This is a genomic window from Georgenia sp. SUBG003, assembly GCF_000715355.2.
Taxonomy (GTDB): domain Bacteria; phylum Actinomycetota; class Actinomycetes; order Actinomycetales; family Actinomycetaceae; genus Georgenia.
Window position 1 is genome coordinate 334,773 of the sequence record NZ_CP180204.1, and the last position, 17,454, is coordinate 352,226.

The 17,454-nt window shown below is 73.4% G+C and carries 14 protein-coding genes and 2 pseudogenes; 7 read left to right on the forward strand and 9 right to left on the reverse strand.

All coding sequences use genetic code 11. The features are described 5' to 3' along the window. The first annotated feature begins 10 nt into the window (after positions 1 to 10). Positions 11 to 976 carry a c-type cytochrome biogenesis protein CcsB gene (gene ccsB / locus DA06_RS01435; RefSeq protein ID WP_043496778.1) on the forward strand — a complete coding sequence of 322 codons (966 nt, stop codon included), beginning with the start codon at positions 11 to 13 and terminating at the stop codon, positions 974 to 976. A gap of 168 nt (positions 977 to 1,144) precedes the next feature. Here the strand turns inward: ccsB and DA06_RS01440 are convergent, their stop codons facing one another. Beyond that, positions 1,145 to 1,747: a PLDc N-terminal domain-containing protein gene (locus DA06_RS01440; protein ID WP_052436224.1), complete on the reverse strand. Its 603-nt coding sequence runs from the start codon at positions 1,745 to 1,747 to the stop codon at positions 1,145 to 1,147. 99 nt (positions 1,748 to 1,846) lie between these two features. Here DA06_RS01440 and DA06_RS01445 point away from each other — a divergent pair, with 99 nt between their 5' ends. Then, positions 1,847 to 2,419: a DUF4229 domain-containing protein gene (locus DA06_RS01445; RefSeq protein ID WP_418606739.1), complete on the forward strand. Its 573-nt coding sequence runs from the start codon at positions 1,847 to 1,849 to the stop codon at positions 2,417 to 2,419. A gap of 3 nt (positions 2,420 to 2,422) precedes the next feature. On the opposite strand, the gene DA06_RS01450 is transcribed toward DA06_RS01445, so the two are convergent. Beyond that, the gene (locus DA06_RS01450; RefSeq protein ID WP_043496779.1) at positions 2,423 to 3,292 is read right to left on the reverse strand and encodes a 1,4-dihydroxy-2-naphthoate polyprenyltransferase; all 870 of its coding nucleotides are present in this window, start codon (positions 3,290 to 3,292) and stop codon (positions 2,423 to 2,425) included. A gap of 111 nt (positions 3,293 to 3,403) precedes the next feature. Then, positions 3,404 to 5,056: an AMP-binding protein gene (locus DA06_RS01455; RefSeq protein WP_052436225.1), complete on the reverse strand. Its 1,653-nt coding sequence runs from the start codon at positions 5,054 to 5,056 to the stop codon at positions 3,404 to 3,406. A gap of 172 nt (positions 5,057 to 5,228) precedes the next feature. Here DA06_RS01455 and DA06_RS01460 point away from each other — a divergent pair, with 172 nt between their 5' ends. Next, positions 5,229 to 6,221, forward strand: a complete 993-nt coding sequence (locus tag DA06_RS01460; RefSeq protein WP_418606740.1) for a DUF3048 domain-containing protein — start codon at positions 5,229 to 5,231, stop codon at positions 6,219 to 6,221. Positions 6,222 to 6,316: 95 nt separating this feature from the next. On the opposite strand, the pseudogene DA06_RS01465 reads toward DA06_RS01460, so the two are convergent. Continuing rightward, positions 6,317 to 7,290, reverse strand: a pseudogene (locus DA06_RS01465) (1,4-dihydroxy-2-naphthoyl-CoA synthase). Between the two features lie 269 nt (positions 7,291 to 7,559). Next, entirely contained in the window at positions 7,560 to 9,338 is a 1,779-nt protein-coding gene (locus DA06_RS01470; protein ID WP_052436226.1) for an HNH endonuclease signature motif containing protein, read from the reverse strand. Positions 9,339 to 9,797: 459 nt separating this feature from the next. Here DA06_RS01470 and DA06_RS01475 point away from each other — a divergent pair, with 459 nt between their 5' ends. Together DA06_RS01475 and DA06_RS01480 are read left to right on the forward strand one after the other, a co-directional pair. Then, complete coding sequence (locus DA06_RS01475; RefSeq protein ID WP_052436227.1) at positions 9,798 to 10,784, forward strand: o-succinylbenzoate synthase; 987 nt, start codon at positions 9,798 to 9,800, stop codon at positions 10,782 to 10,784. Between the two features lie 153 nt (positions 10,785 to 10,937). After that, a pseudogene (locus DA06_RS01480) lies at positions 10,938 to 11,614 on the forward strand (thiamine pyrophosphate-binding protein); the annotation flags it as partial. A gap of 122 nt (positions 11,615 to 11,736) precedes the next feature. Here the strand turns inward: DA06_RS01480 and DA06_RS01485 are convergent. The 4 genes from DA06_RS01485 to DA06_RS01500 form a co-directional block, all read right to left on the reverse strand. After that, the gene (locus tag DA06_RS01485) at positions 11,737 to 12,423 is read right to left on the reverse strand and encodes an alpha/beta hydrolase (RefSeq protein WP_418606742.1); all 687 of its coding nucleotides are present in this window, start codon (positions 12,421 to 12,423) and stop codon (positions 11,737 to 11,739) included. Beyond that, the gene (locus DA06_RS01490; protein WP_043496792.1) at positions 12,420 to 13,382 is read right to left on the reverse strand and encodes an alpha/beta fold hydrolase; all 963 of its coding nucleotides are present in this window, start codon (positions 13,380 to 13,382) and stop codon (positions 12,420 to 12,422) included. The genes DA06_RS01485 and DA06_RS01490 overlap by 4 nt, the downstream gene beginning before the upstream one ends. A gap of 194 nt (positions 13,383 to 13,576) precedes the next feature. Continuing rightward, positions 13,577 to 14,272 (reverse strand): potassium channel family protein, encoded by a 696-nt coding sequence (locus DA06_RS01495; RefSeq protein ID WP_418606743.1) that lies wholly within the window; start codon positions 14,270 to 14,272, stop codon positions 13,577 to 13,579. Then, complete coding sequence (locus DA06_RS01500) at positions 14,265 to 15,674, reverse strand: TrkH family potassium uptake protein (protein ID WP_418606744.1); 1,410 nt, start codon at positions 15,672 to 15,674, stop codon at positions 14,265 to 14,267. Before DA06_RS01500 ends, DA06_RS01495 begins: the two co-directional genes overlap by 8 nt. A gap of 161 nt (positions 15,675 to 15,835) precedes the next feature. Between DA06_RS01500 and DA06_RS01505 the strand changes: the two genes are divergently transcribed. Both DA06_RS01505 and DA06_RS01510 read left to right on the forward strand, forming a co-directional pair. Then, positions 15,836 to 16,018, forward strand: a complete 183-nt coding sequence (locus DA06_RS01505; protein WP_043496793.1) for an antitoxin — start codon at positions 15,836 to 15,838, stop codon at positions 16,016 to 16,018. A 194-nt stretch (positions 16,019 to 16,212) separates the two neighbouring features. Then, positions 16,213 to 17,445, forward strand: coding sequence for a substrate-binding domain-containing protein (locus tag DA06_RS01510; protein ID WP_418606745.1), 1,233 nt, complete (start codon positions 16,213 to 16,215; stop codon positions 17,443 to 17,445). The last annotated feature ends 9 nt before the right edge of the window (positions 17,446 to 17,454 follow it).

A 17,454-nucleotide genomic window follows, 5' to 3' on the forward strand; every position in this document is an offset into this window, starting at 1 on the left:
GAACCTCCCGATGACCGACATCGGTCAGCTCAGCACGCTGCTGATCTACGGCGCGATGGCCGCCTACGCGGTGGCGCTCGTGTCCTTCGCCGTGGACCTGTCCGGCCTGCGCGACGGCGGCCCCGAGGGCCGGCGGCGCAAGGCCGTCGGGATCGCCATGTCCACCACCTGGGTCGGTGCCGCGCTGCACCTCGCGGGCGTCGTCACCCGGGCGATCGCCGCCGGCCGCGTGCCGTGGGCGAACATGTACGAGTTCTCGACCCTGTTCAGCCTCGTCGCGATCCTCGTGTTCCTCGGCCTGACCCGGACCAGGGACCTGCGGTTCCTCGGCACCTTCGTGGTCGGCCTGACCCTGCTCATGCTGGGCATCGCCGTGTCGGTGCTGTACGTCCGGGCCGACGGCGTGCAGCCCGCCCTGGACAGCTACTGGCTGATCATCCACGTCTCCATCGCGACCATCGCGACCGGGGTGCTCGCCATCGGCGCCGTGCTGTCGGTGGTCCAGCTGGTCCAGGAACGTTCCGAGCTGCGCCGCGTCAGGGCGAGCACGGAGGTGTCCGAGCCGGCTCTCGTCGGAGCCACGGGCGGCGCGACGGGCGGCGGCAGCCCCGCGGCCGGGGCGATGACCGGCCGGTGGTCGAAGCTCATGGAGTCCGCGCCGACCTCCGCCGAGTTCGAGCGCCTGGCGTTCCGGCTCAACGCCGTCGGCTTCATGCTCTGGACCTTCACGATCATCGCGGGCGCCATCTGGGCGGAGCACGCCTGGGGCCGCCCGTGGGGCTGGGACCCCAAGGAGACCTGGTCCTTCGTGATCTGGGTCGTGTACGCGGCCTACCTGCACGCACGGTCCACCCGCGGGTGGGAGGGGCGACGCGCCGCCTACCTCTCGATCTTCGGCTTCGTCTGCGTGCTGGCGAACTACTTCGTGGTGAATCTCGTCTTCAACAGCCTGCACTCCTACAGCGGCATCGGCTGAGAACGTCGTCCGCCCGGTCCCTGTGTCTCAGGGCCGCCGGCGTCGCGGAGAGCCCGGGGCTGTTCCCAGAAGTCGGTCGTGTCGGCCGCCGTCACGGCGGCAGGCCCGACACCGGCGGGACCTGAGTGAGCGCTGCTGGGATTCGAGTGAGCGCTGCCGGGATCTGAGTCAGCCCTGCGACGCCCCGGACGACGGCGACGTGCCGTCCTCCGACGTGCCCTCGTCGGGGCTGCGTGGCGTGGAGTCCTCGCGGCCCCCCTCCACGGGCCTGTCGGCCGGCCCGGCGGTCGGCGAAGGCGTGCCGGGAACCGCCGTACCCGGCGTCGAGCCGGAGCCTCGCGGGACGTTCCCGCCGGGACGTGCGCTGGTCGCTCCGCCGTCGTCCCCGGACTCGAGCTCGGGACGAGCGTCGTCGCGGCCGATCTGCCGACGGCGGTCCCGCGCGGCCCTGCGCCTTTCCGCCTCGAGGCGTGCGAGGAACTCGGGGTCGTCGTCGGGCGCGACTGGGCCGCTGCGGCGGACAGGCTTCCGCGGCGACGGGGAGCTCCACACGCCCGGACGGGAGCGGGTCGTCTCGCCGGAGGTGGCGCGCGCGACGCGGCTCACGACGATCCAGGCGACGGCCGCGATCCCGGGGAAGACGATGATGAGCACGATCCAGAGGACCTTCGGCATGCCTGCGGGCATGTCGTCGTCCGGCGTCCGTACGCAGTCGATGAGCGCGTAGACGACCAGGGCGATGAGGATCACAGCGGGCAGGATGCGGAGCATAATCCCAGAGTAGGCCGGGAAGTGCACGCCCGTGGTCAGCGATATCCCCAGATCTCGGGGTGCGCGGGGCCGGACCGCGGGGCCGCCTACGCTGGTGGGATGCGTCTGCTCGTGTACACCCTGCTCCGTCTGGGCCTCGTGCTTGCCTCCGCCGGGCTGCTCTACCTGCTCGGTCTGCGGTCCTGGTTCCTGTGGATGGCGGCCGTGGTGGTGGGGGCGCTCGTGTCCTTCCTCGTGCTCAGGCGGCAGCGCGAGGAGGCAGCCCACGTCCTGGCGCAGTTCGACCCCCTGCGGGAGGAGCGGCCGACTTTCTCCGCGGACGTCGAGGCCGATGCGGCGTACGAGGACGCCGTCGTGGACGCCGCGGCGGAGCGCAGAGAGCACCCCGCGGAGGGCGGCGAGCCCGTCGCCGATGACCGCGCGGGCCGCCCCGCGTCGCCGATGACCGCGCGGGCCGCCCGGTCGTCGCCGATGACCCCGCGGGCCGCCCGGTCGTCGCCGATCACGGGGAAAGGCCCACAGCACAGAAGCCGACGGACGAGACGGAACACGGGCCCCGACCCGCTACGGGCTGAGGCTCGTCCTCGCGGCACCGCAGTCCGGCGCCGGGAAGGAGACGGTGCGCGGGGCGTTCGACAGCGCCAGACCGACGCCCAGCACCTCGCGCGATGAGCTCTACAGCGCCAGGCCGACGCCCAGCAGGATGCTGTAGCCGAGCTCCAGGAGCCCTGTGTCGCGGAGCACGGCGATGAGGTCGCGTCCCTGGGCCCCGCCCAGGACGGTGCGCGCGAGACGGACGACCCACGGCACGACCAGCAGCGTCAGCAGCGACCATGGGGCCACCAGGGCGCAGGCGACCGCCAGGAGGAGCGGCGCGGTGATCATGGCGACGTAGGTCAGGCGCGCGCGGCGGTCGCCGAGCCGGACGGCCAGAGTCATCTTCCCGACTAGCGAGTCGGTGGGGATGTCGCGGATGTTGTTGACCATGAGCAGCGCGCACGCGATGAGCCCGACCCCGACCGCCCCCGCCCACGCCGGCCAGGACAGCTCGAGCGCCTGTGTCCAGGTGGTGCCGAGCGTGGCGAACAGTCCGAAGAAGAGGAGGACCCCGACCTCGCCGAGTCCCCGGTAGCCGTAGGGGCGCGAGCCGCCGGTGTAGCCCCACGCCGCCACGATCGCGACCGCGCCGACCACGAGGAGCCACCACGTACCCGACACCGCCACGAGCATGAGTCCGAGAAGGGCGCCGACGCCGAGCGCGAGGAGGGCCGCCCGCTTCACGACGGCGGGGCTCGCCTTGCCGCCGCCGGTCAGGCGTGGCGGGCCGGTACGGACGTCGTCGGTGCCGCGGACGCCGTCGGAGTAGTCGTTGGCGAAGTTCACGCCGACCTGGAGCGCGAGGGCGACACCGGCCGCCAGCAGGGCTCGCGAGACGGAGGCCTGCCCGAGGCCGGCGGCGGCGCCGGTGCCGATGAGGACCGGGGAGACTGCGGCGGGCAGGGTGCGCACACGCGCGCCCTCGAGCCAGTCGGACAGGGTGGCCATGGAGCTCCGGGGTCTGGGGCCGCGTTCGGGCGGCCGGCGGATCTGGCGGCAGAACTGGGTCTCGCGGGAGGACTGGGCTGGCTGTAGGGCTGGGTCTGGCGGTAGGACGGTTCAGGATATCGGGGCCGTGCTGCCGTACCGTTCGGCCCGGACGACGACGACGCCTGGCGGGCTGCCGTTTCCGTCCTGGGAGCCACCGTCCGTCTGCGACTCGGCGTCCGTCTGCGACTCGGCGTCCGTCTGCGACTCGGCGTCCGTCTGCGACTCGGCGTCCGTCAGCGCTTCGGTCCTCCGGAGCGCCCGGGCGGCGTGGTGCGCCGCGGCCCGGCGGTCCACCTTGCCGGGTCCTCGCAGGGGGAGCGACGTCAGTTCGACGAGTGCCCGCGGGGCGTGGGCGCCGTCGAGCCCGGCCGAGACGAGCGTGCGGAGCTCGGCCAGGGAGGGCGCCTCGCGGCCCGCCACCGCCACGACGACGGCGGTGACGAGCTCGCCCCACTCGCCGTCCGGGACCGCGACCACCACAACCTCCGAGACCGCCGGGTGCTCGTCCACGATGTGCTCGACGGCGCCGGGGGAGACCTTGATCCCTCCGGTGTTGATGAGGTCGTCGACGCGGCCGAGCACACGCAGGCACAGGGTGGCGTCGTCGGCCGTCAGCTTGCGGGCGCCGCGGAGCTCGTGGGACCGGCGGGGTTCGCGGGACCGGCGGGGTTCGCGGGACCGGCGGAGCTCGTGGGACCGGCGGGGTTCGCTGTCGTCGTGCTCGCGGGTGCCGTGGGACTCGCCGGCGTTCCGGGAACCGCTCTCTGCGCCGAGCTCGTCGGCCGCGACGTCGTCCGCCCGTTCCGCCGCCGGGCACGTCAGGATCTCGGCCCGGTCGGACGTCCGCAGCCACCGCACGCCATTTTCGCTGCGGAAGGCGTCGGCGTCGGCTGCCGCGTCGTCGAGGTAGCCGGCCGCGACCACCGGTCCCGAGATCTCGACACGGTCGTCGTCGGTCAGGCGCAGCCGGACCCCGGGGAGGGGCCGGCCGTCGTAGACGCAGCCGCCACCTGTCTCTGTCATGCCGTAGGTGGTCACGATCTGGAGCCCCAGCCCACGGGCCCGCTCTAGGGTGTGCGGTGCCGTCGCCGCGCCGCCGACCAGGATCGCGGCGAGCCGGCGCAGCGGCCCTATCGCGTCCTCGCCGGACTCGAGCACCCGGACGAGCTGCGTCGGGACCAGCGAGAGGTAGGCGGGCATGTCGGTGCGCATCGCGGCGACGGCGGTCGCGAGGTCGCGGGGGTCGAAGCCGGCGGACGTGTCCAGCAGGGCCGGCGTCGTGCCGGCGACGACGGATCGGACAAGGATCTGCAGCCCGGCGACGTGGTGGGCCGGGACGGCGAGCAGCCACTGACCGGGGCCCGCGAGGCGCTCCTCCGTCGCTCGTGCCGAGGCCGCCAGCGACCGCGCGGTCAGCGCGACGAGGTGCCCGGTTCCCGTCGTCGAGCCCGAGGTCTGCAGGACGACGGCGGTTCCCGCCGGGACATCCTGACGGAGGCGACGCCCGACCGCCGCGACGACCGCTGCGCCGTCGGCGTCCGGCGAGTGCGGGACGAGGACGGACCGTGGCGGTTCCTGGTCCGTCGCCAGGCTCGCCCGGAGGGTGTCGAGCAGGGCGGCGACGTGGTCCGGGCGGGTGCCTCCCGGCAGGGGACGCAGCCGGACGTCCGTGCCGCCGGACGGTAACCGGGCCGACGCGGGCGGCACGGGGTCGAAGGTCACCGATCTAGCGTAGGTGCGGCACTACTCTGTGCGGATCACCGGTGGGGATTGGCAGGACGAGATGCGTTGTCGCGGGACCAGAACGGCACACCGGCGCGCCGTCCCGGCCGTACTGCTCGCCACAGTGGCCCTCGCGCTCGGCGCCTGCACCTCGTCCGTGCCGGGGTCGTCGATGGGTGAACCGGTCGCCAAGCCGACGCCGTCGCCCACCCCCTCGCCGACGCCGCCGCCCGAGCCCGAGCGCTGGCCGCTGACCGGCGTGGTCGTCGGTGACGACGCCGCAGAGCGGCCCGCGATGTCCGTCAAGATCGAGAACAGCGCCCCCGCCCGCCCGCAGTCCGGCCTGGAGGAGGCGGACCTCGTGTGGGAGGAGATGGTGGAGGGCGGGATCACCCGGTTCAACGCCGTCTACCACTCCACCGTCCCCGGCGAGCTCGGTCCGATCCGCTCCGTCCGGCCGATGGACGCCGACATCTCCGGCCCGCTCGGAGGCCTGCTGGTGTTCTCCGGCGGCGTGCCGCCGTACATCCAGGCCGCGCGCGACGCCGGGCTGCAGGACCTGTCGGAGGACGCCGGAAGCCCCGGCTTCTACCGAGTCTCCAGCCGTCGGGCCCCGCACAACCTCTACGGCGACGGGGCAACCTTCCTCGCGGCGGCCGACGACGCGCACCGTGCCCCTCCCGAGGAGCAGCTGGAGTACGCCGACGACGCCGCCTCCGCTTCCGCGGTGCTGCACGGTCGCCCGGCAGCCGGGATCGACATCGGCTTCCCGCGCACCAATCCCGGCTGGACCTGGCAGGCGGCCGGCGACGCGGGCCGCGGCTGGGGGCCGGGCGTGTGGGCGCGCGACGAGTCGGGGGTCGCCCAGCACTCCGCCGACGGCGACGCGCTCGTGGCGACGAACGTCGTCGTCCTCCGTGTGCAGGTGGTGCTCACCGAGGCGCGCGACGCGAGCGGCACCCGTGTGCCGGAGACGATCCTCGAGGGCAAGGGAGCCGCGCACGTGGGCACGGGCGGGCATGTCGTCGAGGCCACGTGGTCCAAGGCCGGCGAGCGCGAACCCCTGGTGCTCACCGACAGCAGCGGCCGGGCGGTGGAGCTCGCTCCCGGGTCGACCTGGATCGAGCTGGTTCCCGCAGCCGACGGGTCGGTCTCGATCGGGTAGCGGTTGCACGCTCGGCGTCTGGGCTGATCCGGTCCGGGGATCGGCTGCCTCGCGGTCAGTGGTCGCCCCGGGGCGGCAGCTGGGCGGGTGACCGCTCAGTAGTAGTAGGGGAAGCCGGACCAGTCGGGGTCGCGGCGCTCGAGGAAGGCGTCCCGGCCCTCGACCGCCTCGTCCGTCATGTAGGCGAGGCGGGTGGCCTCGCCGGCGAAGACCTGCTGGCCGGCCATGCCGTCGTCGACGAGGTTGAACGCGAACTTCAGCATCCGGACGGCCTGCGGCGACTTCGTGGCGATGATGCGGGCGTACTCGAGCGCGAGGGGCTCGAGCTGGTCGTGGTCGGCGACCTCGTTGACGACCCCCCACCGCTCCGCGGTCTCCGCGTCGTACTCGCGGGCGAGGAAGAAGATCTCCCGGGCCCGTCGGTCGCCGACCTGGCGGGCGAGCAGCGCGGAGCCGTAGCCGGCGTCGAACGAGCCGACGTTCGCGTCGGTCTGCATGAACCGGGCGTGCTGGCGCGAGGCGATCGAGAGGTCGCAGACGACGTTGAGGCTGTGACCGCCACCTGCGGCCCAGCCCGGGACAGCCGCGATGACGACCTTCGGCATCGTCCGGACGAGGCGCTGCACCTCGAGGATGTGGAGGCGGCCCGCCCTGGCGGGATCGATCTGCTCACGGCGCTGTGCGACGGGGGCCTCGTCGTCCGAGCCTCGGTCTCGTAGCGGTACCCGTCGCGCCCGCGGATCCGCTGGTCGCCGCCGGAGCAGAAGGCCCAACCGCCGTCCTTCGGGCTGGGGCCGTTGCCGGTGAGGATCACGGCGGCGACGTCGGACGTCATCCGGGCGTGGTCGAGCGCACGGTAGAGCTCGTCGACGGTGTGCGGGCGGAACGCGTTGCGCACCTCCGGCCGGTCGAACGCGATGCGCACGACGGGGAGGTCCCGTTCCGTGCCTCCGCTGCGGTCCACACCACGGTGGTAGGTCAGATCGGTGAAGTCGAAGCCTTCGACCTCCCGCCACACCTGCGGGTCGAAGGTCTCGGAGACACGGGTCGGAAGATCGCTCACCCGCATCACCCTAGCCACGACCCAGATTCGCTTAGTGCACCCTCCGACGACCGGCCTGAACGGCGCGGGACGTCGCCCTCCCGCGCCGCGTCGACCTGCGAGCGAGGGAGGGCGTCACCTCCCCCGCGTGCCGGGGGCGACCTGCGAGCGAGGGAGTGACGTCCCCCCGCGTGCCGGGGCGCCTACCTCTCTGACGGAGGCCCGCCGCCGCCCTCGCGCACCAATGCCGCATGGGGCGGGTCGGGGCGTCGCCCCGACGTGCCGCGCCAACCGGGCTAGAACGGAGGCGGGTCGTCGTCGGAGGTGGGTCCCGACGGCGTCCAGGGATCAGGGATGCCGACCGGGCGGACCGCCTCAGGGAGGAAGTGCGCAGGGTCGACGTCCGTACGCCCGAGGTAGGTGATGCCGCCATCGAGCTCCCGCCGGTACTGGTGGCCCGTGCGCGAGGTCCAGTCGAACGTTCCGTCGGGATTTCGTCGGACCCGGAAGTCACCCAGGGTCTTGTGCCGGTGATCGAACGTGCACATCGCGGCGTTGTTGTGGCTGGAGGTCGAGCCGCCCTGGCTCGCAGGGACGATGTGGTCGAGCTCGCAGCCGGTCGCTCGGGTGGAGCAGCCCGGCCGGACGCACGTGCGGTCGCGCTCGCGGATGATCCGGGCGAGGTCGGCGGGTGGTCGGTACTTCTTTCGTCCGACGTCAAGCACCGTCCCGCTCAGCGGCTCGGTCACCAGGCGGCGCCACGTGCCGCCCGCGGCGAGCGCACGTGCAGTTGCGGCGTCGATCGGTCCGTAACCCTGCAGGGTGCCCGGCTCACCTCCGCCGAGCAGCGTGGAGAGCGGGACGGCGACGTTGATCTGGACCGGCGCGCCCCCGACCAGACCGATGGGGTAGCCGCCCTCCGGCGCTGGAGCGGACGGAGGCGACGGCGTGCCGGCTCCAGACGCTTCTGCGGCTGTCGAGCGCCGTGTGGGTGTGGCCTCGGCGTCCGCCTGCCCTGAGTGGTTCTCCTGCCCCGAGTCGTTCCCCTGTCCTGACCTGTCCGCCTTTCCGGCGTCGCCAGCGCCCGTGATCCCCGGGAGCGCGAGCTGCTCGGGCGCCGGCCCGATCCAGCCGCGCCTGAGGGCGTCGTGCCCGACGCTGGCGAAGATGTCGGCGCGAAGCTGGTCGATGGTGCGTGGATCGCCTGCTGCGCGGGCCGTTCGGGCGGCGCCGTCGAGAGCGAGGTCGTAGGCGACGGCGTCGGCGGCGGGAAGCACCGCCGTGAACGAGGCCATTCCGTCCGGCAGCGCCCGCGCGTGTGTGACCCGCCGCTTGCTCCGTGCGCTGCGGTGCCGGTCCGCCGCACCGTCGGGATCGACCTCCAGCAACGCTTGCGTGAGGTCCTGCGTCAGCTGGGGCGGTGTCCTGCCGGGTGCGCGGGGCAGCACGATGTCCTCGACCGCCGCGGTGACCGGCAGCGCCTTGCCCTCGAGCGCGGAGGCGATGATCTGCGCCTTGTTCTGGTCGATCTCGCCGCGCTCCAGGGCGTCCGCCGTGGCGGCGAGCGGGCCGCTCAGCAGCACACCCGTGCGCACGATCTTGCCGGCCGCGTGTCGCGTGACGCCGAGGCGCATCGCGAGCTCGGTCGACGCGTGAGGCAGGGAGGACCCTGTGCGGGCGGACGGCGAGCGGCCGGTCAGGCCGTAGCTGGAGATCAGTCCCGTCTCCAGCGTCGCCGCAGCCTCACCCCGCCGCGCGTGGGCCCACGACGCGACCCGCGACCACGCTGCGACCGCGTCGACCGCCTCACCCTCGTCGAGCGTCTCAAGGTCGACAGGAGCGAGGGCCAGCGCGAGATCGATGCCGTCCAGACCTGCTGCGTCGTCGAGAATCGTCCTGACCTCCTTCGCCGTGAGGGGCGCGTCCGACCGCCCGTCCCCACGAGTACGGGAGGTGCTGCCGTCACCGTCGGACCCGGCTCGGAACTTCTCGAGGGCGGCCTCGTCCCGGGCGTCCATCACGTCGTCAAGGGCGCCCTCCGTCAACCACTCCAGGACGCCCTCGACGTCGAGCACCTCGGGGGTGGGGAGAGGTTGCTCAGTCCGGTCGTTGCGTCCGCGGCGGCGGCCCGGCTGGCCGCGCAGTGGTCGGTGGGGCGGCCTTGGGCGGTCGCTGGCCTCTCCGGACCGCCGGGGGCGGTCGCCGGCCTCTCCGGACTGCCGGGGGCGAACGTCCGGGCTGGACGCCATGACCGGCACAGTGCAACGTACCCCCGGCTGTGGTCCGCCTGCGTGGACCAGGTCCAGTGCTCGACGAGGCCTGCCCGGTTGTGTGCGGTAGTGCCGTGGACCGGTTGTTTCGAACATGCGTATGACTCTATTGGTCGCCCATGACATCACGCGTCGGCGGCGACCGGTCTGTGGACATCAGGACAACCGATGGCGCAGCGGGCCCGGTGAAGAAGTGAGGGCCGAGCACGGTCGGCATGAGCGCCCGCGTGGGCGCGCGAGGCGGCACTCCCTATCCTGACCACCATGCCTGCCTCCGCCGCCGACCGGCTGCCAGCGGTCCGTGCCACGTACTCCGTCCCGTTGCGTACGCGGTTCCGGGGCATCACGGTGCGCGACGGCGTGCTCCTGCGCGGTGACGCCGGTTGGGGCGAGGTGTCGCCGTTCTGGGACTATGGCGCCGCTGAGTCGGCGGCCTGGCTGCGAGCGGGGCTGGAGGCGGCCGAGGAGGGGTGGCCGGAGCCGGTGCGGTCAGCGGTTCCGGTCAACGTCACCGTGCCGGCGGTCGGGCCCGAGCAGGCGCACCGCATCGTCCGAGCCTCCGGCGGATGCACGACGGCGAAGGTCAAGGTCGCCGAGCCCGGGCAGTCGGTGGCCCGGGAGCAGGAACGGCTCGAGGCCGTTCGTGACGCGCTCGGTCCCCGCGGTCGCATCAGGGTGGACGCGAACGCTGCCTGGGACCTCGAGACTGCGGTCGACCGGATGTCTCTGCTGGACAGAGCGGCCGGTGGCCTGGAGTACGCCGAGCAGCCCTGCGCCTCGGTCGAGGACCTGGCCGCACTCAGGCGGCGGACCCACGTCCCGATCGCGGCCGACGAGTCGATCCGTCGCGCGTCCGACCCGCTGGCCGTGCGGCGGGCCGAGGCGGCCGACGTCGTCGTTCTCAAGGTCCAGCCGCTCGGGGGCGTCCGCGCCTGCCTGCGCCTCGCGGAGGAGGTCGGGCTGCCGGTGGTGGTCAGCTCGGCGCTCGAGAGCTCGGTCGGCATCGCGGCGGGGGTGGCGCTCGCCGCTGCGCTGCCGGAGCTGCCGTACGCCTGCGGGCTCGCTACGGTCCACCTCTTCGAGCGCGACACCGTCGCCGACCCGCTGCTCCCCGTCGAGGGTGTGCTGCCTGTGCGCCGACCCGAGCCCACCCCGGACAGCCTCGCCGCGTCGCGCGCGGACGACGGCGTCACGGCCCGCTGGGCCGACCGTCTCACCGAGATGGTCGCGCAGCTGGAGCTCGCTCGATGAGCGGGCACCCGAGCGCCGACGGAGCAGGGGGGGCGGTCAGAGCCGACGGTCGAGACGGGGCCGGCGAACGGGACCGGTCAGGCGGCGAACGGGACCGGTCGGGCGACGACGGACGCCGAGCAGGTGACGACCGAGCAGGCGACTCTTGAGCCGGTGACCGTCGAGCCGGCGACCGCGACCGCGCGGGCTCTCGTCACCGCGCTCGTCGCCCACGGGGTCCACGACTTCGTGCTGGCACCCGGATCACGCAGCGCCCCCTTCGCGTACGCGCTTCAGGAGGCTGAGCGGGCAGGCTGGCTCAGGCTGCACGTGCGGGTCGACGAGCGTGCCGCCGGCTTCGTGGCCCTGGGGCTCTCGCGGGCCGGCTCGGCGGCAGCTCGGCGGGCGGAGCGGGTGCCGACGGGGGAGACGCGCCCACGGCGGGCGCGGCGCCGACGAGTGAGGCGGTACTCCTGAGGGACGGGGCGCCTACGACGGGCATGGCGCCCACGGCAGCCGCGGCGCCCACGACGGACGCGGAACCCACGACGGCGCCGGTCGCCGTGGTGACGACCTCCGGCACCGCCGTCGCCAACCTGCACCCCGCGGTGCTGGAGGCCGCGCACTCCGGCCTGCCCCTCCTGGTCGTCAGCGCGGACCGGCCCCACGAGATGCGGGGGACCGGTGCCAACCAGACCACGGACCAGGTGGGCATCTTCGCCTCGGCACCACGCTTCGCCGTCGACCTCCCGGCAGGGGCCGCGCCGGGGCCCGCGCTGGACCAGGTCGTCACCCGGGCGCTCGCGGCCGCGCGGGGGCTGCGCACGAACGACCCGGGCCCGGTCCACCTCACGGACGGCGGCGGCGAGCTCGAGGGCGGACAGCTCGTGGATCTCCGGTCATGCCCCGACCGTAGCGGCGCCGCAGGTTCTCCCGGCGCGCCCCGGCCGGCGCGGGCCGGCCGGGGCGGGTGTTACCGGATGCCGGCCAGGAGGGCAGCCAGGTCGTCCCGGAGCTGCTCCGCACCGGGCGCAACCGCGGCGGGGGCGGGCTGCGGAGCGGCGAACGGCACCGTCTGGGCGCAGACGAGCCCCTCGGCGGGCAGCGTCAGGTCGACGAGGTAGGCGTCGACGGCGGCACTGACGCACGGGGACCCGGACGGGTACGCGCCGTGCCCGTCCCCCACCATCGTGACGAGCCGGGCGTTGCCGAGCTCGCGGACCGCCCGCAGCCCGCCCTGGTACGGCGTCGCCGGGTCGTAGGTGGTGGCGACGACCAGGGGCGCCGGGGCGGAGGCGGGGACGGTGAAGGGCCCCTCGTACGCGTCCTCGTCGCGCACGGGCCACAGGCCCCACGGGACCTCCGAGTAGCCGGTGTTCGCCCAGAAGTGCGGGAAGGCGGCCCACGACTCCGCCCCCTTGTCGAGGTACAGGTCGATGTCGCGCGGCCAGTCCCGCTCCGCACCGCTGATCGTGAAGAACTGGTCCGAGCCCGGCAGGTACGAGCCGTCGTCCTGCCGGTCGTACGCGAGGTCGGCGACGAGCCGGAGGACGGAGGCGTCGCCGGCGGCGGCCTGGGCGAGGGCCGCACCGAGGATGCCCCAGAACGACTTCGAGTAGAGGAGCGTCGTGGTCGCGACGCGGATGTCGTCGGCCGTCACGGGCCTCGGGTCCACCTCGTAGCGCGGGGCCGCGATGGGGGCACGCTCGGCGAGGGCGAGGAGGCCGTCGTAGGCGGAGGAGGGCTGGGTCCCGCCGAACCCGGAGCACGCCGCCTGGTCCTCGGCGCACGCCTCGAAGAAGCGCTGCAGCGCGCGCTCGAAGGCGGCGGTCTGCGCGGTGCTGCTCGACAACGGGTCGCTGACGTACTCCTGCAGGTCCACCGGGGAGTCGAGCACGATCGCGCGGTAGCCTCCGGGAAGAGCGCGGCGTAGGTGGCACCGAGGAACGTGCCGTAGGAGTACCCGAGGTACGTCAGCTCCTCGTCGCCGACGGCGTCACGCAGTACCTCCATGTCCCTCGCGACGTTGGCGGTGGAGAGGTGCTCGAGGATGTCGCCGTTCCTGGCCAGGCAGCTGTCGACGTACTCCTGCGCCCTGGCCACCCAGGCGTCGCGGTCGATGTCGAGGGGCGTGGGGAACGGCTGCGCGGAGAGGCCGAGCTCCTCGGGGTTGACCTGGCAGTCGACGGCAGGGGCGCTCTGGCCCACGCCGCGCGGGTCGAAACCGACGAGGTCGAACCGCTGGTTCAGCGCCGCCCAGGTCGATCCGCCGTTCCGCTGCAGGACGTCCACGATGGTGCCGCCCGGACCGCCCAGGTTGACGAAGAGGGAGCCGATCCGGTTCGCGGCGTCCCGCGCGGGGACGCGGGCGACCGCGAGCTCCACCTGCTCGCCGTCCGGCTCGTCGTAGTCCATGGGCAGGCGCGCGGTGGCGCACTGCACCCCGGCCGCCGTCCCCTCGGGCGTGGTGCCGCACGCGGCCCACGCCAGCTCCGGGACGGGCACGTCGCCGGGGTCCTCGACCGTGCGGGCACCTGCGGCGGACGCGGCGCCCAGGAGCAGCGTGAGCGCGGCGGCCAGGAGCGGCGGTGCGGAAGGTCGTCGTCGTGAGGTCTTCATCGCGGTTCTCCGTCACGGGCCCGGGCGCGCGCCCGGGTAGCTACGTCGTCGGCCCTCGCCGGGCCCGGACCGAAGGAGCCGGGCGCGCGTCCTCGCGCGGCGGCCCCTGACTCACGCGGTGCGCTGCGAGTCTCGCACCCCTGCCGTCACCCGGGCGTGACCACAGGGTTCCCGAGGGCCGCGAGGCCACCCGGTCACGCCATGTCGATGAAGCGCTCCGCGACGGCGGAGGGTCCCATCACGACGACCGTGTCGTCCCAGCTCAGCACCGTCTCGCCGGTGGCGTGGCCCCAGCTGCCGTCGGGCTGGCGGACGGCCACGACGTTGAGGTTGTACCGCTTGCGGAACCCGACCTTGTCCAGCGGCCTGCCGACCATCGAGGGCGGGGCCTTGGCGGTCACGATGGCGAAACCCCCGCCGATGTCCTGGTAGTCGGCGATCGCGCCGCGGAGCAGGTGGGCGACACGCCTGCCCATGTCGGCCTCGGGGTAGACGACGTGCGGCACGCCGAGCTGGGTGAGGATCTGGCCGTGCGGCTCGGTGATGGCCTTGGCCCAGACGTTCGGGACCTCGAAGCGCAGGAGCCAGGAGCTGGACAGGATGGAGGCCTCGACGCTGGAGCCGATGGCGACCACCGCGTGGCTGAAGTCCGGCACGCCCAGCTGCCTGAGGACCTCCTCTCTGGTGGCGTCGGCGCGGACCACCCGCGTGAGGCGCCCGTTGAGGTCCTGGACGATCTCCTCGTCGGTGTCGATCCCCAGGACCTCGACGCCGGCACCGGCGAGCTCGATCGCCAGGGACCGGCCGAACCTGCCCAGGCCGACGACGACGACGGAGTCGGTCTCGTTCAGCGCGGTGACGCGCCGCCGTGAGGGGCTGTGGCTAGCCAATGATGGGTCGCTCCTTGGGTAGCTCGTACATCAGCCGGCGGGTCCGCACGGCCAGGGCGGTGGCGAGCGTGATGGGTCCGACGCGCCCCACGAACATGATCACGACGAGGAGCACCTGCCCGGCGTCGGGGAGCAGGTGGGTGATGCCCGTGGTCAGCCCGACCGTGGCGAAGGCGGAGACCACCTCGAACAGCAGCTGGTCCAGGCTGAACTCGGTCATGATCATCAGGGTCCACGTGCCGGTCATCACCACGGCCACGGCCAGCAGCGCGACGGTGACGGCCTCCCGGTGCACCGATCGCGCCAGCCGCTTGCCGAAGACGTTCACGGCGGTCTCGCCGCGGATCTCGGTGACGATGATGAACAGCAGGACCGCGAACGTGGTGATCTTGATGCCGCCGCCGGTGCCGGCCGGACCGGCGCCGACGAACATGAGGACGTCGTGGGCGAACCACGTCTGCGTGTGCATCTCCGCCACGTCCACCGTGTTGAACCCCGCGGTCCGGGCGGCCACCGCGGTGAAGAACCCGGCGAGGAGCTTGCCCGGCCAGGCCAGCGGTCCCAGCGTCTCCGGGTTGCCCCACTCCAGCGCGGTGACCGTCACGAAGCCGACGAGGAGAAGCACCGCGGTCCCCGCCAGCACGACCTTGGTGTTCATGCTCCACGTCCGGGGCAGCCGGTAGTGGCGCCGCAGCTCCAGGAGGACGGGGAACCCCAGGCCGCCCAGGATGACCGCGGCGGCGAGCGGCAGACACACCCACGGGTCCTCGACGAAGCCCATGAGGTTGTCGGGGTACAGCGCGAAGCCGGCGTTGTTGAACGCGGAGACGGCGTGGAACACCCCGTGCCACAGGGCCCGTCCGGGCGGGTAGTCGTAGGCGGTCGCGAGCCGGAGGGCGAGCACCAGCGCGGTCGCCGCCTGGACGCTCAGCGCCACCTTCGCGACCCCGAGCAGCACCCCCCGCAGGTCCGCCATGCTGAGCGTGCCGAGCGACGCGCTCGTCACCATCCGCTGGTGGAGGCCGAGCCGCCGGAAGAGCAGCACACCCAGCAGGGACGCGAACGTCATGATGCCCAGACCGCCGACCTCGATCAGACCCAGGATCACCGCCTGCCCGAGACCGCTCCAGTACGTGGCCGTGTCGACGACGACCAGCCCGGTCACGAACACGGCGGAGCCGGCCGTGAAGAGGGCGTCGACGAACGGCGCACCGCCGGCCCGGCCGGTGGGGGCGGGCAGCAGGTCCGCCGGCGGGTTGTCCACCACGGAGACCGGGAGCATGAGCAGCACCGTCCCGATCGTCAGGGCGAGGGCGAAGCTCGTCACGACGACCTGGGCGGGGTGGGTGAACCGTGGGCGCGCCCCGAGGCGGGGCAGGCCTGCACGCGCGATCGGGCGCACCGCTGAAAACTAGACCCGCCGGTCGCGGCAGCGCACGCTCCCGGGGCGCGACGCTCGTCACTTTCCGCGCTGCGCACCGGTTGCGGGCGCCGGCGGTCCGCCAGAGACTCGAATCCGGTCGCACCGGCCGGTGCGGCCGCCGCGGAGAGAGGAGAGAACCGATGGGTATCGGTGACCTGGCAGACAAGGGCAAGGACTTCCTCGGCAGCGACAAGGGCGAGCAGGCCAGCGACGACGCCCTGGAGAAGGGCTCGGACCTCGCCGGCGACAGGACCGGCGGCAAGTACGACGACAAGATCGAGAAGGGCAGCGACGCTGCCGACCGGCGCATCGGGAACGAGTAGCGCACCGGACCTGGGAGGGCGCGGCCGGCACGGACCGGCCGCGCCCTCCTGCACGTCCGGGTGTGTCCGCCACACACACCTTGACCAGGGACTATGGTCCCGGTCCCCATCGACGGGACGCTCGCGGCCGTAAAGCCTGTACCTGAATCACCTCTCAGGTCGAGAGGTGCCAGAACTCCAGGAAAGGCGGTCCCGTGCGAGCCACGAAGAAGTCCCTCGCGCTGACCTTCGGCGTCGCGACCATGATGGCCGTCGCCGCGTGCGCCCCCTCGACCGGTGACGGCGGGGCCGAGCCCGCCGGCGGGCCGAGCGCGTCGGCCGGTGCCGGAGCCTCCGGCGACCCGGTCGACGTCGCCCTCATCACCTCCACCACAGGCCCGCTGGCCGCGTACGGCAAGACCTTCGTCGAGGGTTTCGAGGCGGGTCTCGACCACGCCACCGGCGGAACCGGCGAGGTGAACGGCAGCGAGATCGACGTCGAGATCATCGACGACGGCGGGGACACCGACAAGGCCGTGGCGGCCGCCCGTGACGCCATCGGGCAGGGCAACAAGATCCTCACCGGCACCGCGTCCTCCGGCATCGCGCTCTCCCTCGCCGAGCAGGCCGAGCAGAACCAGGTCCTCTACATCTCCGGCCCGGCCGCCGCCGACGCGGTCACGGGCATCAACGACTACACCTTCCGCTCGGGCCGTCAGTCCCTCCAGGACGTCGCCACCGCAGGCTCCTTCATCGACGCCGACGGCCAGAAGGTCCTCGTCCTCGCCCAGGACAACGCGTTCGGCCAGGGCAACCTCGCCGCCGTCGAGAGCCTCCTCGGCGCGCAGGGCGCGGAGGTCACCTCGGTGATGGTTCCCGAGGACGTCACCGAGTTCACGCCGTTCGCCGCCCAGGTGCTCGACGCCGACCCCGAGATGGTCTTCGTGGCGTGGGCCGGCGCGACGTCGGGCGCGATGTGGCAGGCGCTCGACCAGCAGGGCGTCCTCGACGACATCACCGTGGTCACCGGCCTGGGCGACACGTCCACGTACGGCGCGTACGGGGCGGCGTCGGAGAAGATCGACTTCCTCAACCACTACTTCGCCGGCGCGGCGGGGAACGACGTCGAGGCCGCGATGATCGAGCACGTCGAGGCCGCCGGAGGCACCCCCGACCTGTTCACCCCGGACGGTTTCACCGCCGCGCAGATGATCGTCCGCGCGATCGAGGAGGCGGGCGGCGACGACGACGTCGACGCGATGGTCTCCGCGCTCGAGGGCTGGACCTTCGACGGTCCCAAGGGCAGCTACACGATCCGCGAGTCCGACCACGCGCTGATCCAGCCGATGTTCCAGGCGAGGCTCGTCTCGGACGGCAACGGCGGCTGGAAGCCCGAGCTCGTCGGCACCGTGGCCGCCGAGGACGTCGCCCCGCCCGAGGCCGGCTGACCGTCCGGA